Raw genomic sequence first — 17,585 nt, 5'->3', positions numbered from 1 at the left:
AACACGATGACGAACTGGACGGCACGCCTCGCCGTGATCAGCGGCGGGCTGAGTGAGGAATCGTCGACGCATCGTCTCGCCCAGCTGCTGTGCGACGCGGTTGTCGAGAGTGCGCGGGAGCAGGGCGGCGAGGTCGTCGTTCAGCGGATCGACCTGCGGGCGCTGGCGCACGACATCACGACGGCGTCGTTGACCCGGTTCGCTCCCCCGGCGCTCGCGGACGCGTACGAGGTGCTGGGCGCGGCCGACGCCGTGGTCGCGGTGACGCCGACGTACAAGGCGAGCTTCACGGGCTTGTTCAAGTCGTTCTGGGACGCCACTGCAGACGGCGTGCTGAGCGGCGTGCCCGTCATCGTCGGCGCGACGGGCGGTTCCACCCGACACTCGCTTGTGACGGACACGGCCCTGCGACCGCTGTTCGCGTACATGAAGGCGCTCGTCATGCCGACGGCCGTCTACGCCTCGCCCGACGAGTGGGCCGGGCGAGGCCTGGAAGCGCGTGCGAGCGAGGCTGCCGATGAGTTGACGCAGCAGCTAGAGCGCGGGCTCGGCGGAGCGGACGTGGCGGTGAACGGCAGTTCTGAGGCGCGCTCGTCCAAGGTTGAAGAAGCGCCGAGAACATCGTCGAAATCGTTTCGTACGCTTGCCGATACGCGCAATCGGGCGCGCGATCCGTTCGTCGCGGTGCCGACGATGGAAGAGATGTTGCGCGGCTGAGCACGACCCGTGACCGGAAGGGGTCCGTCAGGTTCGTCATGAACCTGACGGACCCCTTCGTCACGTTCGTCTGCCGGGATGTGCCATAGTCGGAAGCGTCCTTCGTGGGAGTCCTGAGAACAGGGCTGAGAGGGAGCTGATACTGCTCCGACCGCTACCCGACCTGACCCGGATCATGCCGGCGCAGGCAGCCAAGGAGACCTCGTGGTCGCTCATCCTCCGTTCGGTGCCGACGTTCGTCGACATCTGTTGCGTGGGGTCTTGCAGTGCCTTCGCCCGATCCGAAGGAGGCACCATCATGACGACGTTCAACTCCCGCGAGCTCGCGGCCACCACCGACCGAGCAGCCACGTCGCCGACGTCGGCCCCCGTTCAGACGCGCGCGACCACCCCCGCTGACGGATCGGACGCTCGCCGGAAGCAGTACCGCGACGCGGACGGCCTGCGCGTGCCCTACACCGAGGTCATCCTCGACAACTCCCCCGGCACCGGCGCGGCCAACGCTCCCGTCGAGCTGTACGACACCTCCGGCCCGGGCAGTGACCCCGAGGTCGGGCTGCCGCCGCTGCGCGCCGAGTGGATCGCCGAGCGCGACGACGTCGAGACCTACGCCGGTCGGGAACGCACCCTGCTCGACGACGGCCGCTCGGCCGTCCGACGCGGTGAGGCGAGCCGCGAGTGGCGCGGCGAACGTCGCGCACCGCTGCGCTCCAAGGGCGGTGCCGTCGTCACCCAGATGCACTACGCCCGCAAGGGATTGATCACCCCCGAGATGCGATTCGTCGCGGCGCGCGAGAACTGCGCCGTCGAACTGGTGCGCAACGAGGTCGCCGCCGGGCGCGCGATCATCCCGGCCAACGTCAATCACCCGGAGAGCGAGCCGATGATCATCGGGCGCCGCTTCCTCGTCAAGGTAAACGCGAACATAGGCAACTCGGCCGTGACGTCGTCGATCGCCGAGGAGGTCGACAAGCTGACGTGGGCGACGACGTGGGGCGCCGACACCGTCATGGACCTGTCGACCGGTGACGACATCCACACGACGCGCGAGTGGATCATCCGCAACTCCCCCGTCCCGATCGGCACTGTGCCGATCTACCAGGCCCTCGAGAAGGTCAACGGTGAGGCCGACAAGCTGACGTGGGAGATCTTTCGCGACACCGTCATCGAGCAGTGCGAGCAGGGCGTCGACTACATGACGATCCACGCCGGCGTGCTGCTGCGCTACGTGCCGATGACGGCCGAGCGCATCACGGGCATCGTCAGCCGCGGCGGCTCGATCATGGCCGGCTGGTGTCTCGCGCACCACGAGGAGAACTTCCTCTACACCCACTTCGACGAGCTGTGCGAGATCTTCGCCCGCTACGACGTCGCCTTCTCCCTCGGTGACGGCCTGCGCCCTGGCTGCACTGCCGACGCCAACGACGAGGCGCAGCTTTCCGAGCTGCGCACCCTCGCCGAGCTGACGAAGCGGGCATGGCAGTTCGACGTCCAGGTCATGGTGGAGGGCCCCGGGCACGTGCCGCTCGACCTCGTCGAGGAGAACGTGCGCCTGCAGCAGGAGTGGTGTGACGGCGCGCCGTTCTACACGCTCGGCCCGCTCGTCACCGACGTCGCACCCGGCTACGACCACATCACTTCCGCCATCGGCGCGACGACGATCGCGATGGGTGGCACCGCGATGCTGTGCTACGTCACGCCGAAGGAGCACCTCGGGCTGCCGAACCGTGATGACGTCAAGACCGGCGTCATCACGTACAAGCTCGCGGCGCACGCCGCCGACGTCGCGAAGCGCCACCCCGGCGCGCGAGCGTGGGATGACGCGTTGAGCAAGGCGCGCTTCGAGTTCCGTTGGAACGACCAGTTCAACCTGTCGCTCGACCCCGACACCGCCCGCGAGTTCCACGACGAATCGCTGCCCGCCGAGGCGGCGAAGACGGCACACTTCTGCTCGATGTGCGGGCCGAAGTTCTGCTCGATGCGCATCAGCCAGGACGTGCGCCACCGCTTCGGTGACGCCGGCGCCCAGCAGCGCGTCGTCAGCGAGAGCGAGGCCCGTGAGGGCATGCAGCAGATGTCGAAGACGTTCGTCGAGCTCGGACGCAGCGTCTACGTCGAACCCGACACCGCCCACGCCTTGGCAACCCCCACGCCCCAGGACTGACGGGTTCGCAACGGTGAGGGGTGGAGCGACGCGACTCCGCCCCTCACCGACTCTTGTCTCCGTCCGTGTCCACCCCATCTGCGATCTACGTCCACATGCGCGAACGGCGTACCCATCTGCGATTTTCGGTCACATTCGCCTGTGCCACGGCCTGCCGGGCCGGCTCGAGCGTCAGCGCGTCGCCCGAGCCCGCTCTGCCAGACGCGGCAGGTCGTCGAGGCTGACGGCGGCGAGGTCGGGGACGACCACGAGGCCGTCGAGCTGCGGAATCTCGACGAGATGCGGCACGGCGAGCGTGGGGACGCCGGCCGCGACGGCCGAGCGCACGCCCGTCGCCGAGTCCTCGATCGCGACGCACTGCTCGGGCGCGAGCGCGAGGTTGTGTGCGGCCCGCAGGTACGGCTCTGGGTGCGGCTTGCCGTGTTCGACCATGTCGCCGGTGACGACGACTTCGAACGTCCCCGCAGGCAGGGAATCGACGAGAACCCGGGCGAACGACTCGTACGACATCGTGACGAGGGCGCACGGTAGACCCGCGTCGCGCGCCGCGAGCAGGAGCTCGCGAGCCCCCGGTCGCCACGGCACGTGCTCACGCAGCTTGACGACGACACGTTCGAGCAGGGCGTCGACTATCTCCTCCGGCGTGAGGGGAATGCCGGTCTGTTCCTTGATGATGCGCCCCGAGACGATGAGCGCGTTGCCGACCAGTTGGAACGCCTGGGCGTCGCTCCACGTGCCGCCGTGCGACTCGATGAGGTCGTTCTCGGCCTCCATCCAGTACGGCTCGGTGTCGATGAGTGTTCCGTCCATGTCCCACAGCACGCCGTGAGGCCTCGTCGGGGCGTGCGTGACACGCTGCTCGAGGCGCGTGAGGTGGGGCGTCGGGTTCACGGTCAGTCTTCCGGGTCGTAGCTGAGGTTGGGGGCGAGATGACGCTCCGCGTCCTTCACCGACCAGCCCTTTCGCCCAGCGTAGTCCTCCACCTGATCGCGCCCGATCCGTCCGACGACGAAGTAGCGCGATTCGGGGTGGGCGAAGTACCACCCGGACACCGACGCTCCCGGCCACATCGCACGCGACTCGGTGAGTTCGACACCGATCTCACGCGTGACATCGAGCAACTCGAAGAGGGTGTCCTTCTCCGTGTGCTCGGGGCACGCCGGGTAGCCCGGCGCGGGGCGAATGCCGGTGTAGCGCTCGGCGATGAGGTCCTCGTTGGAGAGGTTCTCCCCTGCCTCGTGACCCCAGAACTCGGTGCGAACGCGCTCGTGCATGCGCTCGGCGAGCGCCTCGGCCAATCGGTCGGCCAGGGCTTCGAGCAGGATCGCGGAGTAGTCGTCGAGTTCCTCCTTGAACGCGGCGATCCGAGCCGGAAGCTCGGTACCGGCGGTCACGGCGAAGGCGCCGACCCAGTCGTCCACGCCGGAGCCCTGCGGCGCGACGAAGTCGGCCAGGGAACGGTTCGGCACGCCCTCGCGGTGCTGACCCTGCTGGCGCAGGTGATGCAGACGGGCACGCTCGTCGGAACGCTCGGCGTCGGTGAACAGGACGGTGTCGTCGCCGTCGCCCGCGGCGGGCCAGAAGCCGATGACGGCGGCCGGGTGGAGCCAGCCCTCGGCCTCGACACGGTCGAGCATCTCCTGCGCATCGTCGTAGAGCTTGCGTGCTGCCTCACCCTGGGCGGGGTTGCTCAGAATGTCCGGGAAGCGACCCTTCATCTCCCACGCGGCGAAGAAGGGCTGCCAGTCGATGTACTCGCGCAGTTCGCTCACGGGGTAGTCGGTGAACGTGCGTGTCACCGGCGCCCCGTCCGCGGCGAGTGCCGGCGCTGCGGGCACAGCACCGAGGTCGAGCATCGGGTGGTTCTCCCGAGCCGCATCGAGACTGAGCAGCGGGCGGTCGTCACGCTTGGCCGCGTGGCGCGCACGCAGAGAGTCGTAGTCGGCCGTCACGTCCGCGAGGAGCGCCTCGCGACGGGCGCCCTTCGACAGGAGCGCGGCAACGACCGGTACGGAGCGCGAGGCGTCCTTGACCCACACGACGGGCTGGTCGTAGCGCTGATCGATCTTGACGGCGGTGTGTGCGCGCGACGTCGTGGCGCCCCCGACGAGCAGGGGCAGGTCGAAGCCCTGCCGCTGCATCTCCCCCGCGACGTTCACCATCTCCTCGAGCGAGGGCGTGATGAGGCCCGACAGGCCGATGATGTCGGCCTCGTGCTCACGGGCAGCGTCGAGGATCTTCTGCCCGGCCACCATGACGCCGAGGTCGATGACCTCGTAGTTGTTGCACTGCAACACCACGCCGACGATGTTCTTGCCGATGTCGTGGACGTCGCCCTTGACCGTCGCGAGCACGACCGTGCCGTTCGTCTGCTTGCCCGTCGTGCCGCTCTTCACCTTCTCCGCCTCGATGAAGGGGATGAGGTACGCGACGGCCTTCTTCATGACCCGGGCCGACTTCACGACCTGGGGCAGGAACATCTTGCCGGCACCGAAGAGGTCGCCGACGACGCCCATGCCGTCCATGAGCGGGCCCTCGATCACCTCGAGCGGGCGCTTTCCCTCGGCCTCGAGCTCCGCGCGCATTTCCTCGGTGTCGTCCTCGATGAAGTCGTCGATGCCCTTGACGAGGGCGTGCGTGATGCGGTCGCGCACCGGCTCCTCGCGCCACTTCTCGGACTTCGTCTCGGCGACGGCGTCGCCGGTGTTGAAGCGCTCGGCGGCCTCGAGGAGGCGCTCCGTGGCGTCGGGTCGACGGTTGAGCACGACGTCCTCGACGAGGTCGCGCAGTTCGGGGTCGATCTCGTCGTACACGACGAGGGCGCCCGCGTTGACGATGCCCATGTCCATCCCCGCGGCGACGGCGTGGAAGAGGAAGACAGCGTGGATGGCCTCGCGCACGGGGTTGTTGCCGCGGAAGCTGAACGACACGTTGGAGACGCCGCCGGAGATGAGAGCGCCCGGCAGGTTCTCCTTGATCCAGCGCGTGGCCTCGATGAAGTCCACGCCGTAGTTGGCGTGCTCCTCGATACCCGTACCGATGGCGAAGATGTTGGGGTCGAAGATGATGTCCTCGGCCGGCAGGCCCACCTCCGGCCCGGTGAGGATGTCGTAGGCGCGTCGGCAGATGTCCTTGCGCCGCTCGAGGGTGTCCGCCTGGCCGTCCTCGTCGAAGGCCATGACGACGGCCGCAGCGCCGTAGCGCTTGACGAGTCGCGCCTGCTCGACGAACGGCTCGACGCCCTCCTTCATCGAGATGGAGTTGACGATCGACTTGCCCTGGATGCACTTGAGCCCGGCTTCGATGACGTCCCACTTCGAGGAGTCGACCATGACCGGAACGCGGCTGATGTCGGGTTCGGACGCGATGAGCTTGCAGAAGCGGTCCATCGCCTCGATGCCGTCGATCATCCCCTCGTCCATGTTGACGTCGATGATCTGAGCGCCGTTCTCGACCTGCTGACGAGCCACAGACAAGGCGGTGGGGTAATCGCCGTCCTTGATGAGCTTGCGGAATCGAGCCGAACCGGTGATGTTCGTGCGCTCACCGACGTTGACGAAGAGCGAGTCGTCGTCGACGGTGAAGGGCTCGAGGCCGGAAAGCCTTAGAGCAGAACCGATCTCGGGCACCGGACGTGGCGGCAGCTTCTCGATCCTTTCCGCGATGGCCGCGATGTGGTCCGGGGTCGTGCCGCAGCATCCACCGACGATGTTGACAAGTCGGTCGGTGGCGAACGTCGTGACGACCCCCGCCATCGCGTCGGGCGTCTCGTCGTACTCACCGAAGGCGTTCGGCAACCCCGCGTTCGGGTAGCAGGAAACGAAACAGTCTGCGATGCGGGAGATCTCGGCGACGTACGGTCGCATCTCGTCCGCGCCGAGTGCACAGTTGAGGCCGACGGCCAGCGGCTTGCTGTGGCGCACCGAGTTCCAGAACGCCTCGCTCGTCTGGCCCGACAGCGTACGTCCCGAGGCGTCGGTGATCGTGCCCGAGATGACGATCGGCCAACGGCGGCCGCGCTGCTCGAACAGGACGTCGAGTGCGAACAGAGCTGCCTTGGCGTTGAGGGTGTCGAAGATCGTCTCGACGAGCATGATGTCGACGCCGCCGTCGGCCAGGCCTTCGGCCTGCTCGAGGTAGGCCGAGACGAGCTCGTCGAAGGAGATGTTGCGCTTGCCCGGGTCGTTGACGTCCGGCGAGATGGACGCGGTGCGGTTCGTCGGGCCGATGGCCCCGGCCACGAAGCGGGGACGCTCGTCGGTGGCGACGGCATCGGCGGCGTTGCGCGCGAGTTTCGCCGAGGCGAGATTGAGCTCGTAGGCGAGGTCCCTCATGTCGTAGTCGGCGAGCGAGATGCGCTGGGCATTGAAGGTGTTCGTCTCGACGATGTCGGCCCCGGCTTCGAGGTATTCGCGGTGGATACCCTCGATGACGTCGGGCGCGGTGAGCGAGAGCAGGTCGTTGTTGCCCCGCAGGTCGCTCGGGTAGTCGGCGAACCGCTCGCCGCGGTAGTCGGCTTCGGTGAGGCCGGCGCGCTGGATCATCGTTCCCATGGCGCCGTCCATAATGAGGAGGCGATCGCTCAGGAGGCGCCTGAGTTCGTCCGTGCGATCCGTGCTGGTCGTGACGAACTCGTCCTGGTCGGTCGTTGTCTTGGAGCGGCTGCTCACGTGACGTCCCTTCACCGAAGATGGTCTGAACGCCACATGCTAAGCGGGAGCGAGGTACCGGCCTTGGTGCGCGCAGCCTCGTGGCCGCATACTGGAACGCTTGCCGATCTTTCGACCCGAAGGGGTGCCCGCAGTGCGTCGTCACTTCGAACTCGTCACCGAGACCGCGCCCACCGTCATCGTCGCGTTCCAGGGGTGGAACGACGTGTCCGGTGCGGCCCTGGACGCCGTCGACCACCTCGTCACCCAGACGAAGGCTCGGCTGTGGGCCGACATCGATCCTCAGGACTACTACGACTTCCAGGTCAACCAGCCGCGCGTCGACGTCGTCGACGGCGAGCGTCGCATCATCTGGCGCACGACCGAGGTCCACCACGCGGTGGTGGCCGGGGTGGGCGATGTGCTGCTCGTCAAGGGCATCGAACCGTCGTTCCGCTGGAAGGCGTTCCTCGACGAACTGCTCACGATGCTCGACGACGTGAACCCCCGTCGCGTGGTCCTGTGCGGCGTGCTCGACGGCGAAGTTGCCCACACGCGTCCGTTCCCCGTCGCCTTCACCTCCCCTCAGCCGGTGACCCGGGCGGCCCACGACGCACGGACACCCACCTACATCGGACCGACGGGCATCGTCGGGGTGCTCGTCGACGCCCTCGGGCGCACTGCGTACGAGACGCTCTCGATGTGGGTGACCGTTCCTCGATACGCGCTCGGTGGGCCCCAGCCGAAGGTCTCCCTGACCGTCGTCAGCGCGCTGGAACGCCTTCTCGAGGCGCCGCTCCCCCTGGCCGATCTCGAGGAGCAGGCGCGCGCGTGGGAACGGGGTGTGAGCGACCTCGTGGCGGAGGACGGTGAGATGGCGTCCTACGTCGACACGCTCGAGAACACCGTCGACGTCACCGAACTGCCCGAGGCGTCGGGAGACGCCATCGCGCAGGAGTTCGAGCAGTTCCTGCGCCGCCGCGACGACGACCAGCTCTGAGCGCACGAACAAGGACCGGCCCGCCCCCACGTGGGGACGGGCCGATCCTCGCGAGAGTCGGAGTGTGACTCAGAGGCGGACGCCGAGCAGGGCCTCGACCGCTTCGCGGACCTGGCCACCGGAACCGATGGCCTCGTTCTCCGCGGTCTCACACCAAGCGTCCACGGCGGCGAGCGCCGATGCGGTGTCGAGGTCGTTGCGCAGGGCCCGGCGCAGATCCGCGACGACGGCCTCGGCGTCCCCACGATCGTTGGACGTGGCGGCACGCCAGCGCGCCAGTCGCTCCTTGGCCGCCTCGAGCATGGCGTCGGTGTACTCCCAGTCGCTGCGGTAGTGCTGCGCGAGCATGACGAGACGAATGGCCATCGGGTCGACGCCCTCACGGCGCAACACGGAGACCTTGACGAGGTTGCCCTTGCTCTTGCTCATCTTCTCGCCCTCGTACCCGACCATGCCCTGGTGGGCATAGTGACGGGCGAAGGGCACCTGGCCGGTGAGCGCGACGGCCTGGACCGCGCTCATCTCGTGGTGCGGGAAGACGAGGTCGGTGCCGCCGCCCTGCAGAGTGAAACCGGAACCGAGGTGCTCGAGCGCGATCGAGGTGCACTCGATGTGCCATCCGGGGCGACCGCGTCCGATGACCGAACCGCCGTTCCAGGCGGGCTCCCCCGCGCGCTCGGCGCGCCACAGGAGCGGGTCGAGCGCGTCGCGCTTACCAGGGCGCTCGGGGTCACCGCCACGGTCGGCGTAGACGTCGAGCATCTCCTCGCGACTCCAGTGCGACAGGTCGCCGAACGTGGGCTGCTGCGCGAGGTCGAGGTAAATGTCCGCCGCGCCGTCGGCGACGTCCTCACCCTCGGGCACCGGCGAGGCGTAGGCCGCGCCGGACTCGACGAGCTTCGTCACATTGGCGGCGTGTGAGCCCATGGACTCGACGACGCCGATGTAGTGCTGCGGCGGCAGAACGGCAAGGGCTTCCATGTCGCCGTGGAAGAGCTCGATCTCGCTCATGGCGAGGTCGCGCCAGTCGACACCGTCACGGGTGGCACGTTCGAGCAGTGGGTCGTCGACATCCGTGACGTTCTGGACGTAGGTGACCTTCATGCCCATGTCCCGCATGACGCGGTGGGCCAGGTCGAAGGTGACGTAGGTGGCCGCATGACCGAGGTGCGTCGCGTCGTACGGAGTGATGCCGCAGACGTACATGCCGGCTGCTTCAGCGGGCTCGATCGGAAGGGGTTCCCGGCGGCCGTGTCGAAGAGGGCGAACGGCGTGTCCGCTCCTGCGGTGGTCGAGACGGCGGGCAGGGAGGGCGCGGACCACGATTTCACGCCGCCCAGCCTAACGCGCTCACAGCGGCGGCCAGGGCAGGCCGTAGCGCTCCTCGGGTGGGTCCGGGAAGGTGCCGGATTCGAGCAGTGCGTCGGTGCGCGCGTGCAGCGCCTCGATCTCGGCCGGTGTAAGGAGCGAGGCCAGCTCCTGCGTGAGCTGCCCTCGCGCCGCGACAAGGCGGCGAAGGGCGTTCTCGATGGGCTCCTCCAGTGGGTCACCGGCGAAGCCCCACAGGACGGTGCGCAGCTTGTCGTCGGTGTGGAAGGTGAGGCCGTTGTCGATGGCGAACAGTGCCTCGGGTGTCTCGATGAGGTGGGAGCCCTTGCGGTCTGCGTTGTTCGTCACAGTGTCGAACACGGCGATTCGCCGCAGGGCGGGCGTGTCGGTGTGGACGAGGACGAGTGGCCCCTCCTCACCCTCGAACGCGGCGATCGGGTGGACCGACCCCTGCTGGGAGACGAACTCCTCCTCGTCGAGCAGCGCGACGTGTGCCTGCTCCGTCGGGACGAGGGGACCCACCCAGCGCTGCAGTGAGCCTTCGCCCAGGTCGTCTTCGAACCACCGGGTCTCGGGAACGTGATCCCAGCCGAGCGCGGCGCACACGAGGGACGCCGCAACCTCCCGGTGCGCGAGGGTGCCTCGGGGGAAGTCGGCCAGCGGACGCTCGCCCGCCACGGGCTTGAACACGGCGCGGGCTGCGTCGTCCGGGAGCTCGCTCGGGTCGTCCGGCACCGCGGCGAGTGAACTCACGTCGGCCATGCGCAGGACGACGTTGGACGCCTCGACGAGTCGCCCTTCGAGCGTCCACCGCGCGTGCTCAGGGAGCGAACCTCCTGATTCCTTGGATTCGCTCAACGGCGGCGGTACCCGTTGGCTCGAGGGCAGACATGACCGCTGGGATCGAGCGGCTCGTTGCACAGCGGGCACGGACGTCGGCCCTGCGCGACGAGGGCGATCGAGCGGCGGGAGAACTCTCGCGCCACGCTGGGGGTCATGACGACGCGCAGAGTCGTCTGCTCGCCGTCGGTCTCGTCGCTGGCGCCCACCTCGTGCTCGAGGTCGTGGCACTCGATGCTCAGCAAGTGCGTCGTCGGATTCCACGCGGCGCTCATACTGCCGACCCGGAAGATCGGGTCGACAGGCAGCTCGAGGGGGTCGTTGTCCTGCGGCGCAGCAGGAACGTCCCGGTCGGCTCCCACCTCGTCGAGCAGTTCGGCAACACGCTCGGCGAGGAGTTCCACCTGCTGCTTCTCGATGGCGACGCCCTCGACGCGGCGCGGGTCGCGCACCTGAAGGTAGAACTCACGGGCCCCCGGCTCGCCGACCGTACCGGCGACGAAGCGCTGAGGATGAACGAACTCGAGCACTGGCATGGCTCCAGCCTAATTGCGCTGTCCAGACGCGGTGTCCGTGACGCCCCTCGATCCGCCGACGGTGGCGTCCGAGCCGCTCGTCGCCTGGTGGGTGAGCACGTCACGCAGCCCGCCGTGGGTGTGGTTCATGAGGAGGACGAACGGCCGTGACGACGTGTAGCGCACGATGCTGACCGAGGCGGGCGAGGCGACGATCCGCTGGAAGTCGTCGAGCGGTGTGCCCAGAGCGTCGGCAAGCACCGCCTTGATGACGTCGCCGTGGCTCACGGCAACCCACGTGGCACTCGCGCCGTGGGCCTGCTCGACCCCGGCGTCGATCCCGCGGACGGTCTCGACGGCCCTACGCTGCATGTCGCGCATCGACTCGTGCTCGAACGCGTCGCTGGGCGGAAAGGTGACGCCGGAGGGGGCCTCCTGGACGTCCTTCCACAGCGGTTCCTTCGCCAACTCGACGAGTGGGCGCCCCGTCCACGCTCCGTAGTGGCACTCGCCGATGCCGTCGTGTTCCTCGGGCGCCAAGCCGGTGCGCTCTGCGAGCGGGGCTGCCGTCTCGCGACAGCGCACGAGCGGCGACGTCACAAGGCGTACGGGAGTCGTCGCCCCGGAGATCGACTCGGCGATGGCGGAGGCTTGTGTTCGGCCGGTGTCGTCGAGGTGGGTTTCGGGCGTCCAACCGGCGAGAACACCTGAAGCGTTGGCCGTCGTACGTCCGTGTCGGAGCAGGATGAGGGTCGCCACGCCGCCAGCCTAATGACAGCGCCGGGCGGGATGGTCGAGGACAATGAGCCCGTGATCATCGACCAGGCCGTCTACCGCCGGGGCGAACGCCTGCCTTGCGGTGACATCAGCGACGAACTCGCTGAACTCCAGGCCCGAGGGGACGACGAGTCCAGCTTCCTGTGGATCGGCCTCAAGGATCCGACGGCCGACGAGTTCGAACACTTCGCCCGTGAACTCGAGCTGCACCCCCTCGCTGTCGAGGATGCCCTCAAGGGCGGCCAACGACCCAAGTTCGAGATCTACGGCCACATGGCGTTCGTCGTCATGCGCACCCTGCGCTACATCGACGAGAGTTCCGACGTCGAAACCGGTGAACTCATGGCGTTCGTCGGCCCCCACTTCGTCGTCACGGTGCGACGGGGTGAACCCGCGCCCCTCGAGCAGGTGCGATCTGCGCTCGAACACGACCCCACGATGCTCGAGAAGGGGCCGATGGCTGTGCTCTACAGCGTCATGGACGCGGTGGTCGACCGCTACCGCACCATCGACGAGGAGTTGAGTGACGACGTCGTCGCCATCGAGCACCGCGTGTTCACCCCCGGCCTGACGACGGACGTCGGTGAGATCTACGCGCTCAAGCGCGAACTGCTCGAAGCGCGCTGGGCCGTGCAGCCCCTCATCGAGCCCGCTCGGCGGTTGCTCGCGGCACGCTTCGTGCCCGACGAGTTCTCGCCCTTCTTCCGTGACATCCAGGATCACCTCCTCATCGTCCACGAGCACATCGAGACCTACGACCGGCTCCTGTCGGATGTCCTGTCGGCCCACCTCGCGCAGGTCTCGGTTCGCCAGAACGACGACATGCGCAAGATCTCGGCCTGGGTCGCGATCGCGTCCGTCCCGACGATGTTGGCGGGCATCTACGGCATGAACTTCCACTCGATGCCGGAGCTGGAAGCATCGGTGAATGTCGGCGGCAGCGAGTTCTACTACGGCTACTACGTCGTGCTCGCCGTCCTCGTCACCGCGTGTGTGCTCCTGTGGCGCACCTTCAAGAGAACAGGATGGCTGTGAGCTCACTGACGCACCTGCACGACGACCGACCGCACGTGGACGTCGCGACCCTCGGCGCGAGTGGCGCCCGGGTGAGTCGTGTCGTCCTCGGTGTCTCCGGGTGGGGCGGCAGCGTCGACGCCGAACGGGGCGCCGAGGTCGTCGACACCTACCGTGACGCCGGTGGCTTCACCCTCGAGGTCGGTGACACGGACGGCGGCGTGGCCGAGGAACTTCTCGGTGAGATCGTCGGCGGCCGCCATGCGCGTGACGAAGTGTTTCTCATCGGACGTTCCGGGCGCGGCTCGCACAGTGTGCCGGTGCCCGGTAGTAGCGGCGACACGTCGCGTCGGGCGCTCATGGCGGGCCTCGACGCGTCGCTGGCCCGCCTCGGCACTGAGCACCTCGACCTGTGGCTGGTCGACGGCTTCGACGGCGTGACGCCGATCGCCGAGGTGGCCGAGACGATGGAGTGGGCGTTGATCTCAGGGCGCGCCACCTACGTCGGTGTCGGCGATGTACCGGCCTGGCGCGCAGTGGATCTCAGCCACGAACTGGCCACGCGGCGCATCCGTCTCGCGGCGCACGCCACCGAGTACAGCCTGCTCGAGCGTTCTGCGGACACCGACGTGGTCGACGCAGCTCGGACTCGGGGCCACGGTGTGCTCGGCGGAAGCGCTCTCGCGGGTGGGGCCCTGACCGGCAAGTACCGCCACGGAACCCCGGCGGACTCGCGCAGGGCCGCCGGTGTCGTCCCGCTCCAGCCCCGTCACTTCGGTGCCTCGGCGCGTTCCGTCGTCGAGTCGCTCGCCACCGCCGCCGAGGGGCTGGGCGTGCACCCGAGCGAACTGGCCCTCGCCTGGCAGTTGCGGCAGGAGGGACTCGACGCCCTCATGGTCGGTGCGCGAACACCAGCGCAGATGCGCGTGCTCCTGCGCGCGGGCCAACTCGTCGTCCCCGACGAGATCCTTGCCGTCCTCGACGAGGTCTCGCGCACCCGCTGAGTCGCCTCGCGACACTAGACATGAGGAAGGCCCGCCGTTGCCGGCGGGCCTTCCTCATGTTCGGAGCGTCATTGCACCATGACGCGCGCGGCGCTCAGTGCTCGTCGTCCTCGTCTTCGTCGTCGAGGTCTTCCTCGTCGTACTCGTCGTCGTCATCTTCGTCGAAGTCCTCCTCCGAGTACACCTCGAGCGGTGTGACTTCGTTGAAGGCGTCCATGAGGGCGTCGTCGTAGTCCTCGAAGGCATCGGCCAACGCCTGGTAGGCGGCGACGACCGCGGGGTCATTCTCTCCCCGTCGTCCGGAACATGCTTCGAGGTGACGTTCGAAGGCGCTCGTGAGTGTTTCCAGAGCTGCGCGCGGGTCTGCGGTCATGTGGAAAACGCTACCGCGAACGCGGCAGAATGTGCAGATGCCCGAGTACGAATACCGCACGCTCACCTTCGAGCGCGGCACCAGCCGCGGAGACATCCGACAGGCCCTCACCGACGAGGCGGAGTACGGGCACTGGGAACTCGCGCGCACGCGCCTCTACCTCGGCGGAATGCGTCGGGTCTGGCTGCGCCGGCGCATCATTCGCATGCGCCGCGAGTCCCCCGGCGGCCTGCTCTGACTCCTGTCGTGTCGGGCGGAGCCGCGAGCCGCTCAGCAGTCGGTAAGGAAGCGCGCCAGGACGCGCTGACCGAATTCCAGGCTCTCGACCGGCACGCGCTCGTCGATGCCGTGGAACATCGGGGCGAAGTCGAGGTTGGCCGGCAGACGCAGGGGTGCGAACCCGTAGCCGGTGATGCCGAGTTCCTTGAGCGCCTTGTTGTCCGTGCCGCCCGAGAGGCAGTAGGGCAGCACTTCACATCCCGGGTCCTCGGCGCGCAGAGCCGACTTCATCCGATCGACGAGGTCCGTCTCGAACGGTGCGTCGAGCGCAATGTCCCGATGCAACGTCTCGACCGTCACGTGCTCACCGGCGAGTTCCTCGATGACCGCCATGAGCTCGTCCTCGTGGCCGGGCAGGAAGCGACAGTCGACGTTGACCGATGCCGTCTGAGGAATGACGTTCTGCTTGTACCCCGCCGCAAGCATCGTCACGTTCGACGTGTTCGCCAGGGTGCCTTCGACGAAGCCGCGAGCCCCGCCGATCGTGGACAGCAGGGCGGTGTTGTCGTCGTCGGCGTACGTGATGCCCGTGGTGGTCGACAGACCGTCGAGGAGGGCGCGCACACTCGCGATGTACTGGCGCGGCCACACGTGGGCGTCGATGCGCGTGATGGCCTGCGCGAGTCGAACGATGGCGTTCTCGTCGTTCGGCACGCTGCCGTGTCCGGCGCGTCCGTGGGCGGTGAGGCGCAGCCACCGGATGCCCTTTTCCGCGGTCTGGAGCAGGTAGGCCCGCTGGTCACCACCGGAGGCTGCCGGCACGGTGACGGAGTAGCCGCCCACCTCGCTGATAGCTTCGGTGGCGCCGTCGAACAACTCGGGGCGGTTGTCGACGGCCCAGTGTGAGCCGAGCACTCCCCCGGCTTCCTCGTCGGCGAAGAAGGCGACGACGAGGTCACGCGACGGCTTGACGCCGCGGCGGGCGAAGTCACGCACCGTCGCGAGGATCATGGCGTCCATGTCCTTCATGTCGATGGCGCCGCGACCCCAGACGCACCCGTCGGCCAGGTCTGCCGCGAAGGGGTCGTGGGTCCAGTCGGCCGCTTCCGCCGGAACGACGTCGAGGTGCCCGTGGACGACGAGAGCCCCGCGCTCGGAGTCCTCACCGGGGATGCGGACGACGACGTTAGCGCGGCCCTTCTCGCTCTCGAACAACTCGGGCTCGAGGCCGACCTCCTGCAGCTGACCGACGACGTACTCGGCCGCCTCGCGCTCCCCCGGCCCCTCGACCCCGGGGCCGTAGTTGCTCGTGTCGATGCGAATGAGGTCACGGCAGATACGAAGGACGTCGCTTTCGGCGGCTGCAGAAGTCATGCTCCTACTCTGCCACCCGTTTCCGGGCACGAAAAAGCGGCCCGATGATCTCTCATCGAGCCGCTTCGCGGTGTGTCCGAGGGGGGACTTGAACCCCCACGTCCGATAAAGGACACTAGCACCTCAAGCTAGCGCGTCTGCCATTCCGCCACCCGGACAGGTGGTGTTTTCCGGCCGCTTCCGCGTCCTTCCAACGAGGGAAAACACTACCAGGCGATTCCGGCGAATGCACATCGAGATCCTGGGGGTGCGCCACGGCCCGCCGACACGGTGATGTCGGCGGGCCGTTCGCGTGCTGACGACGTCGAAACGTCATACGTCAGGCGTTGGGATTCCCCTGCTCGTCGCGGTTCACGCCTGGCAGCGGCGCGCGCACGGGACGCTCCTCGCGCACCTCCTGCGGTGCCGGCTCCGGCGAGCCTTCAGCCTCGTCGAACGTGGGAGCAGCCACGTGCGGCGACGGCGCGATCTGCTGGCGCTCGACTTCGCTCGGGGCATCTTCGGCGGCTGACGGAGCAGCAGCTCGCACGGGGCGAGCGGCCGTCTGCGTGTTGCGCTCCGCCTCGGTCGTGGCCTGGTTGGCCTCACCGCGGGCGTTCGCCAGAGCGACCTCCGGGTCCTCGAGCGTGGTGTCGGCGAACGCGTTGGTGTCGTTCGTGCCGGGGTCGACCCATTCCTCGTCGTCGTTGTCCCCCGGGCGACCGGCGTCGCCGCCGAGGGCGCTCGAGATGCCGCGCAGAGCGTCCGTGACCTCGGACGGGATGACCCACATCTTGTTCGAGTCGCCCTGAGCGAGTTGCGGCAGTGTCTGCAGGTACTGGTAGGCGAGCAGACGCTGCGTCGGCTTGCCTCGGTGGATGGCGTCGAAGACCTGCTGGATGGCGCGGGCCTCACCCTGTGCCTTGAGGATGGCCGCCTGGGCCTCACCCTCGGCCTTGAGGATCGAGGACTGCTTCTCACCCTCGGCCGTAAGGATCTGCGACTGCTTGAAACCCTCGGCGTTGAGGATGGCGGCGCGGCGGTCACGCTCGGCGCGCATCTGCTTCTCCATCGAGTCCTGCACCGAAGCCGGCGGGTCGATGGCCTTGAGCTCCACGCGGTTGACGCGGATGCCCCAGCGCCCGGTCGCCTCGTCGAGCACGCCGCGCAGCTGGCCGTTGATCTGGTCGCGCGAGGTCAGCGTCTGCTCGAGGTCGAGCGAACCGATGACGTTACGCAGCGTCGTGACCGTGAGCTGCTCGATGCCCTGGATGAAGTTCTCGATCTCGTACACGGCCGACTTCGGGTCGGTCACCGAGTAGTAGATGACGGTGTCGATGCTCACGACGAGGTTGTCGCTCGTGATGACCGGCTGCGGCGGGAAGGTGACGACCTGCTCGCGCAGGTCGATGTTCGCGCGGACGCGGTCGATGAACGGCACGAGGATGTGCAGACCGTCGGTCAGGGTGCGGTTGTACGAACCGAGGCGCTCGATGATCTGCGCCGTCTGCTGCGGCACGATGCGCACCGTCCGCATGAGGACGACGACGACGAACAGGACGAGCAGCAGGACGGCGATGAGTCCTGGTGACATGGTGTTCCCTCCCCCGCCGGTTCGGGTGCCCGGCAGT

15 protein-coding genes, 1 tRNA gene and 1 riboswitch are annotated in these 17,585 nt (G+C 68.1%); of the genes, 6 read left to right on the top strand and 10 right to left on the bottom strand.

Annotation, left to right across the window (positions count from 1 at the left end):
* The first annotated feature begins 6 nt into the window (after positions 1-6).
* Positions 7-717, top strand: a complete 711-nt coding sequence (locus H7F30_RS10795; protein ID WP_118912375.1) for a CE1759 family FMN reductase — start codon at positions 7-9, stop codon at positions 715-717.
* Between the two features lie 94 nt (positions 718-811).
* A riboswitch (TPP riboswitch) is annotated at positions 812-926 on the top strand.
* 89 nt (positions 927-1,015) lie between these two features.
* Positions 1,016-2,881 carry a phosphomethylpyrimidine synthase ThiC gene (thiC, locus tag H7F30_RS10790; protein ID WP_187035037.1) on the top strand — a complete coding sequence of 622 codons (1,866 nt, stop codon included), beginning with the start codon at positions 1,016-1,018 and terminating at the stop codon, positions 2,879-2,881.
* 171 nt (positions 2,882-3,052) lie between these two features.
* Here thiC and H7F30_RS10785 read toward each other — a convergent pair whose 3' ends face one another.
* Complete coding sequence (locus tag H7F30_RS10785; protein WP_322612347.1) at positions 3,053-3,772, bottom strand: HAD family phosphatase; 720 nt, start codon at positions 3,770-3,772, stop codon at positions 3,053-3,055.
* 2 nt (positions 3,773-3,774) lie between these two features.
* Positions 3,775-7,551, bottom strand: coding sequence for a methionine synthase (metH, locus tag H7F30_RS10780; protein WP_187035035.1), 3,777 nt, complete (start codon positions 7,549-7,551; stop codon positions 3,775-3,777).
* Between the two features lie 100 nt (positions 7,552-7,651).
* On the opposite strand from metH, the gene H7F30_RS10775 reads away from it, so the two are divergent.
* A complete protein-coding gene (locus H7F30_RS10775; RefSeq protein ID WP_255464769.1) occupies positions 7,652-8,530 on the top strand; it encodes a PAC2 family protein in 879 nt (292 codons plus the stop codon).
* A gap of 69 nt (positions 8,531-8,599) precedes the next feature.
* Here the strand turns inward: H7F30_RS10775 and mshC are convergent, their stop codons facing one another.
* The 4 genes from mshC to H7F30_RS10755 all read right to left on the bottom strand — a co-directional run bounded on the left by mshC (position 8,600) and on the right by H7F30_RS10755 (position 11,973).
* Positions 8,600-9,736 carry a cysteine--1-D-myo-inosityl 2-amino-2-deoxy-alpha-D-glucopyranoside ligase gene (mshC, locus tag H7F30_RS10770; protein ID WP_370562447.1) on the bottom strand — a complete coding sequence of 379 codons (1,137 nt, stop codon included), beginning with the start codon at positions 9,734-9,736 and terminating at the stop codon, positions 8,600-8,602.
* A gap of 144 nt (positions 9,737-9,880) precedes the next feature.
* Positions 9,881-10,717 (bottom strand): SCO1664 family protein, encoded by an 837-nt coding sequence (locus H7F30_RS10765; RefSeq protein WP_222617797.1) that lies wholly within the window; start codon positions 10,715-10,717, stop codon positions 9,881-9,883.
* Positions 10,714-11,235 (bottom strand): DUF3090 domain-containing protein, encoded by a 522-nt coding sequence (locus H7F30_RS10760; protein ID WP_047312828.1) that lies wholly within the window; start codon positions 11,233-11,235, stop codon positions 10,714-10,716. The genes H7F30_RS10765 and H7F30_RS10760 overlap by 4 nt, the downstream gene beginning before the upstream one ends.
* Positions 11,236-11,244: 9 nt before the next feature.
* Positions 11,245-11,973: an MSMEG_4193 family putative phosphomutase gene (locus tag H7F30_RS10755; protein ID WP_187035033.1), complete on the bottom strand. Its 729-nt coding sequence runs from the start codon at positions 11,971-11,973 to the stop codon at positions 11,245-11,247.
* 51 nt (positions 11,974-12,024) lie between these two features.
* On the opposite strand from H7F30_RS10755, the gene H7F30_RS10750 reads away from it, so the two are divergent.
* Both H7F30_RS10750 and H7F30_RS10745 read left to right on the top strand, forming a co-directional pair.
* Positions 12,025-13,026, top strand: a complete 1,002-nt coding sequence (locus H7F30_RS10750; protein WP_047312901.1) for a magnesium and cobalt transport protein CorA — start codon at positions 12,025-12,027, stop codon at positions 13,024-13,026.
* Entirely contained in the window at positions 13,023-14,009 is a 987-nt protein-coding gene (locus tag H7F30_RS10745; RefSeq protein ID WP_222617796.1) for an aldo/keto reductase, read from the top strand. The genes H7F30_RS10750 and H7F30_RS10745 overlap by 4 nt, the downstream gene beginning before the upstream one ends.
* Before the next feature lie 94 nt (positions 14,010-14,103).
* On the opposite strand, the gene H7F30_RS10740 is transcribed toward H7F30_RS10745, so the two are convergent.
* Entirely contained in the window at positions 14,104-14,382 is a 279-nt protein-coding gene (locus tag H7F30_RS10740; protein ID WP_047312825.1) for a hypothetical protein, read from the bottom strand.
* 37 nt (positions 14,383-14,419) lie between these two features.
* Between H7F30_RS10740 and H7F30_RS10735 the strand changes: the two genes are divergently transcribed.
* Positions 14,420-14,620, top strand: coding sequence for a DUF5703 family protein (locus H7F30_RS10735; protein WP_047312900.1), 201 nt, complete (start codon positions 14,420-14,422; stop codon positions 14,618-14,620).
* A gap of 32 nt (positions 14,621-14,652) precedes the next feature.
* Here the strand turns inward: H7F30_RS10735 and H7F30_RS10730 are convergent, their stop codons facing one another.
* From H7F30_RS10730 to H7F30_RS10720, 3 genes are all read right to left on the bottom strand, one after another.
* On the bottom strand, positions 14,653-15,975 hold the full coding sequence (locus H7F30_RS10730) for a M20/M25/M40 family metallo-hydrolase (RefSeq protein ID WP_129663532.1): 1,323 nt from the start codon (positions 15,973-15,975) through the stop codon (positions 14,653-14,655).
* Positions 15,976-16,048: 73 nt separating this feature from the next.
* Positions 16,049-16,133: transfer RNA gene (locus tag H7F30_RS10725), tRNA-Leu, on the bottom strand.
* A gap of 161 nt (positions 16,134-16,294) precedes the next feature.
* Positions 16,295-17,548, bottom strand: a complete 1,254-nt coding sequence (locus H7F30_RS10720; RefSeq protein WP_047312823.1) for an SPFH domain-containing protein — start codon at positions 17,546-17,548, stop codon at positions 16,295-16,297.
* Positions 17,549-17,585: the final 37 nt, after the last annotated feature.

The sequence above is a fragment of the Dermacoccus sp. PAMC28757 genome (assembly GCF_014302635.1).
Classification (GTDB): domain Bacteria; phylum Actinomycetota; class Actinomycetes; order Actinomycetales; family Dermatophilaceae; genus Dermacoccus; species Dermacoccus abyssi.
Note: the sequence above shows the minus strand (reverse complement) of the source record. Positions and strands in the feature narration are given on the sequence as shown.

What these genes read in the sequence shown, in the direction of transcription:
- H7F30_RS10795 (WP_118912375.1), top strand. Translation starts at nt 7, where the DNA reads ATGACGAACTGGACGGCACGCCTCGCCGTGATCAGCGGCGGGCTGAGT.
- thiC (WP_187035037.1), top strand. Translation starts at nt 1,016, where the DNA reads ATGACGACGTTCAACTCCCGCGAGCTCGCGGCCACCACCGACCGAGCA.
- mshC (WP_370562447.1), bottom strand. Translation starts at nt 9,736, where the DNA reads ATGTACGTCTGCGGCATCACTCCGTACGACGCGACGCACCTCGGTCAT.
- H7F30_RS10760 (WP_047312828.1), bottom strand. Translation starts at nt 11,235, where the DNA reads ATGCCAGTGCTCGAGTTCGTTCATCCTCAGCGCTTCGTCGCCGGTACG.
- H7F30_RS10740 (WP_047312825.1), bottom strand. Translation starts at nt 14,382, where the DNA reads ATGACCGCAGACCCGCGCGCAGCTCTGGAAACACTCACGAGCGCCTTC.
- H7F30_RS10735 (WP_047312900.1), top strand. Translation starts at nt 14,420, where the DNA reads ATGCCCGAGTACGAATACCGCACGCTCACCTTCGAGCGCGGCACCAGC.
- H7F30_RS10730 (WP_129663532.1), bottom strand. Translation starts at nt 15,975, where the DNA reads ATGACTTCTGCAGCCGCCGAAAGCGACGTCCTTCGTATCTGCCGTGAC.
- H7F30_RS10720 (WP_047312823.1), bottom strand. Translation starts at nt 17,548, where the DNA reads ATGTCACCAGGACTCATCGCCGTCCTGCTGCTCGTCCTGTTCGTCGTC.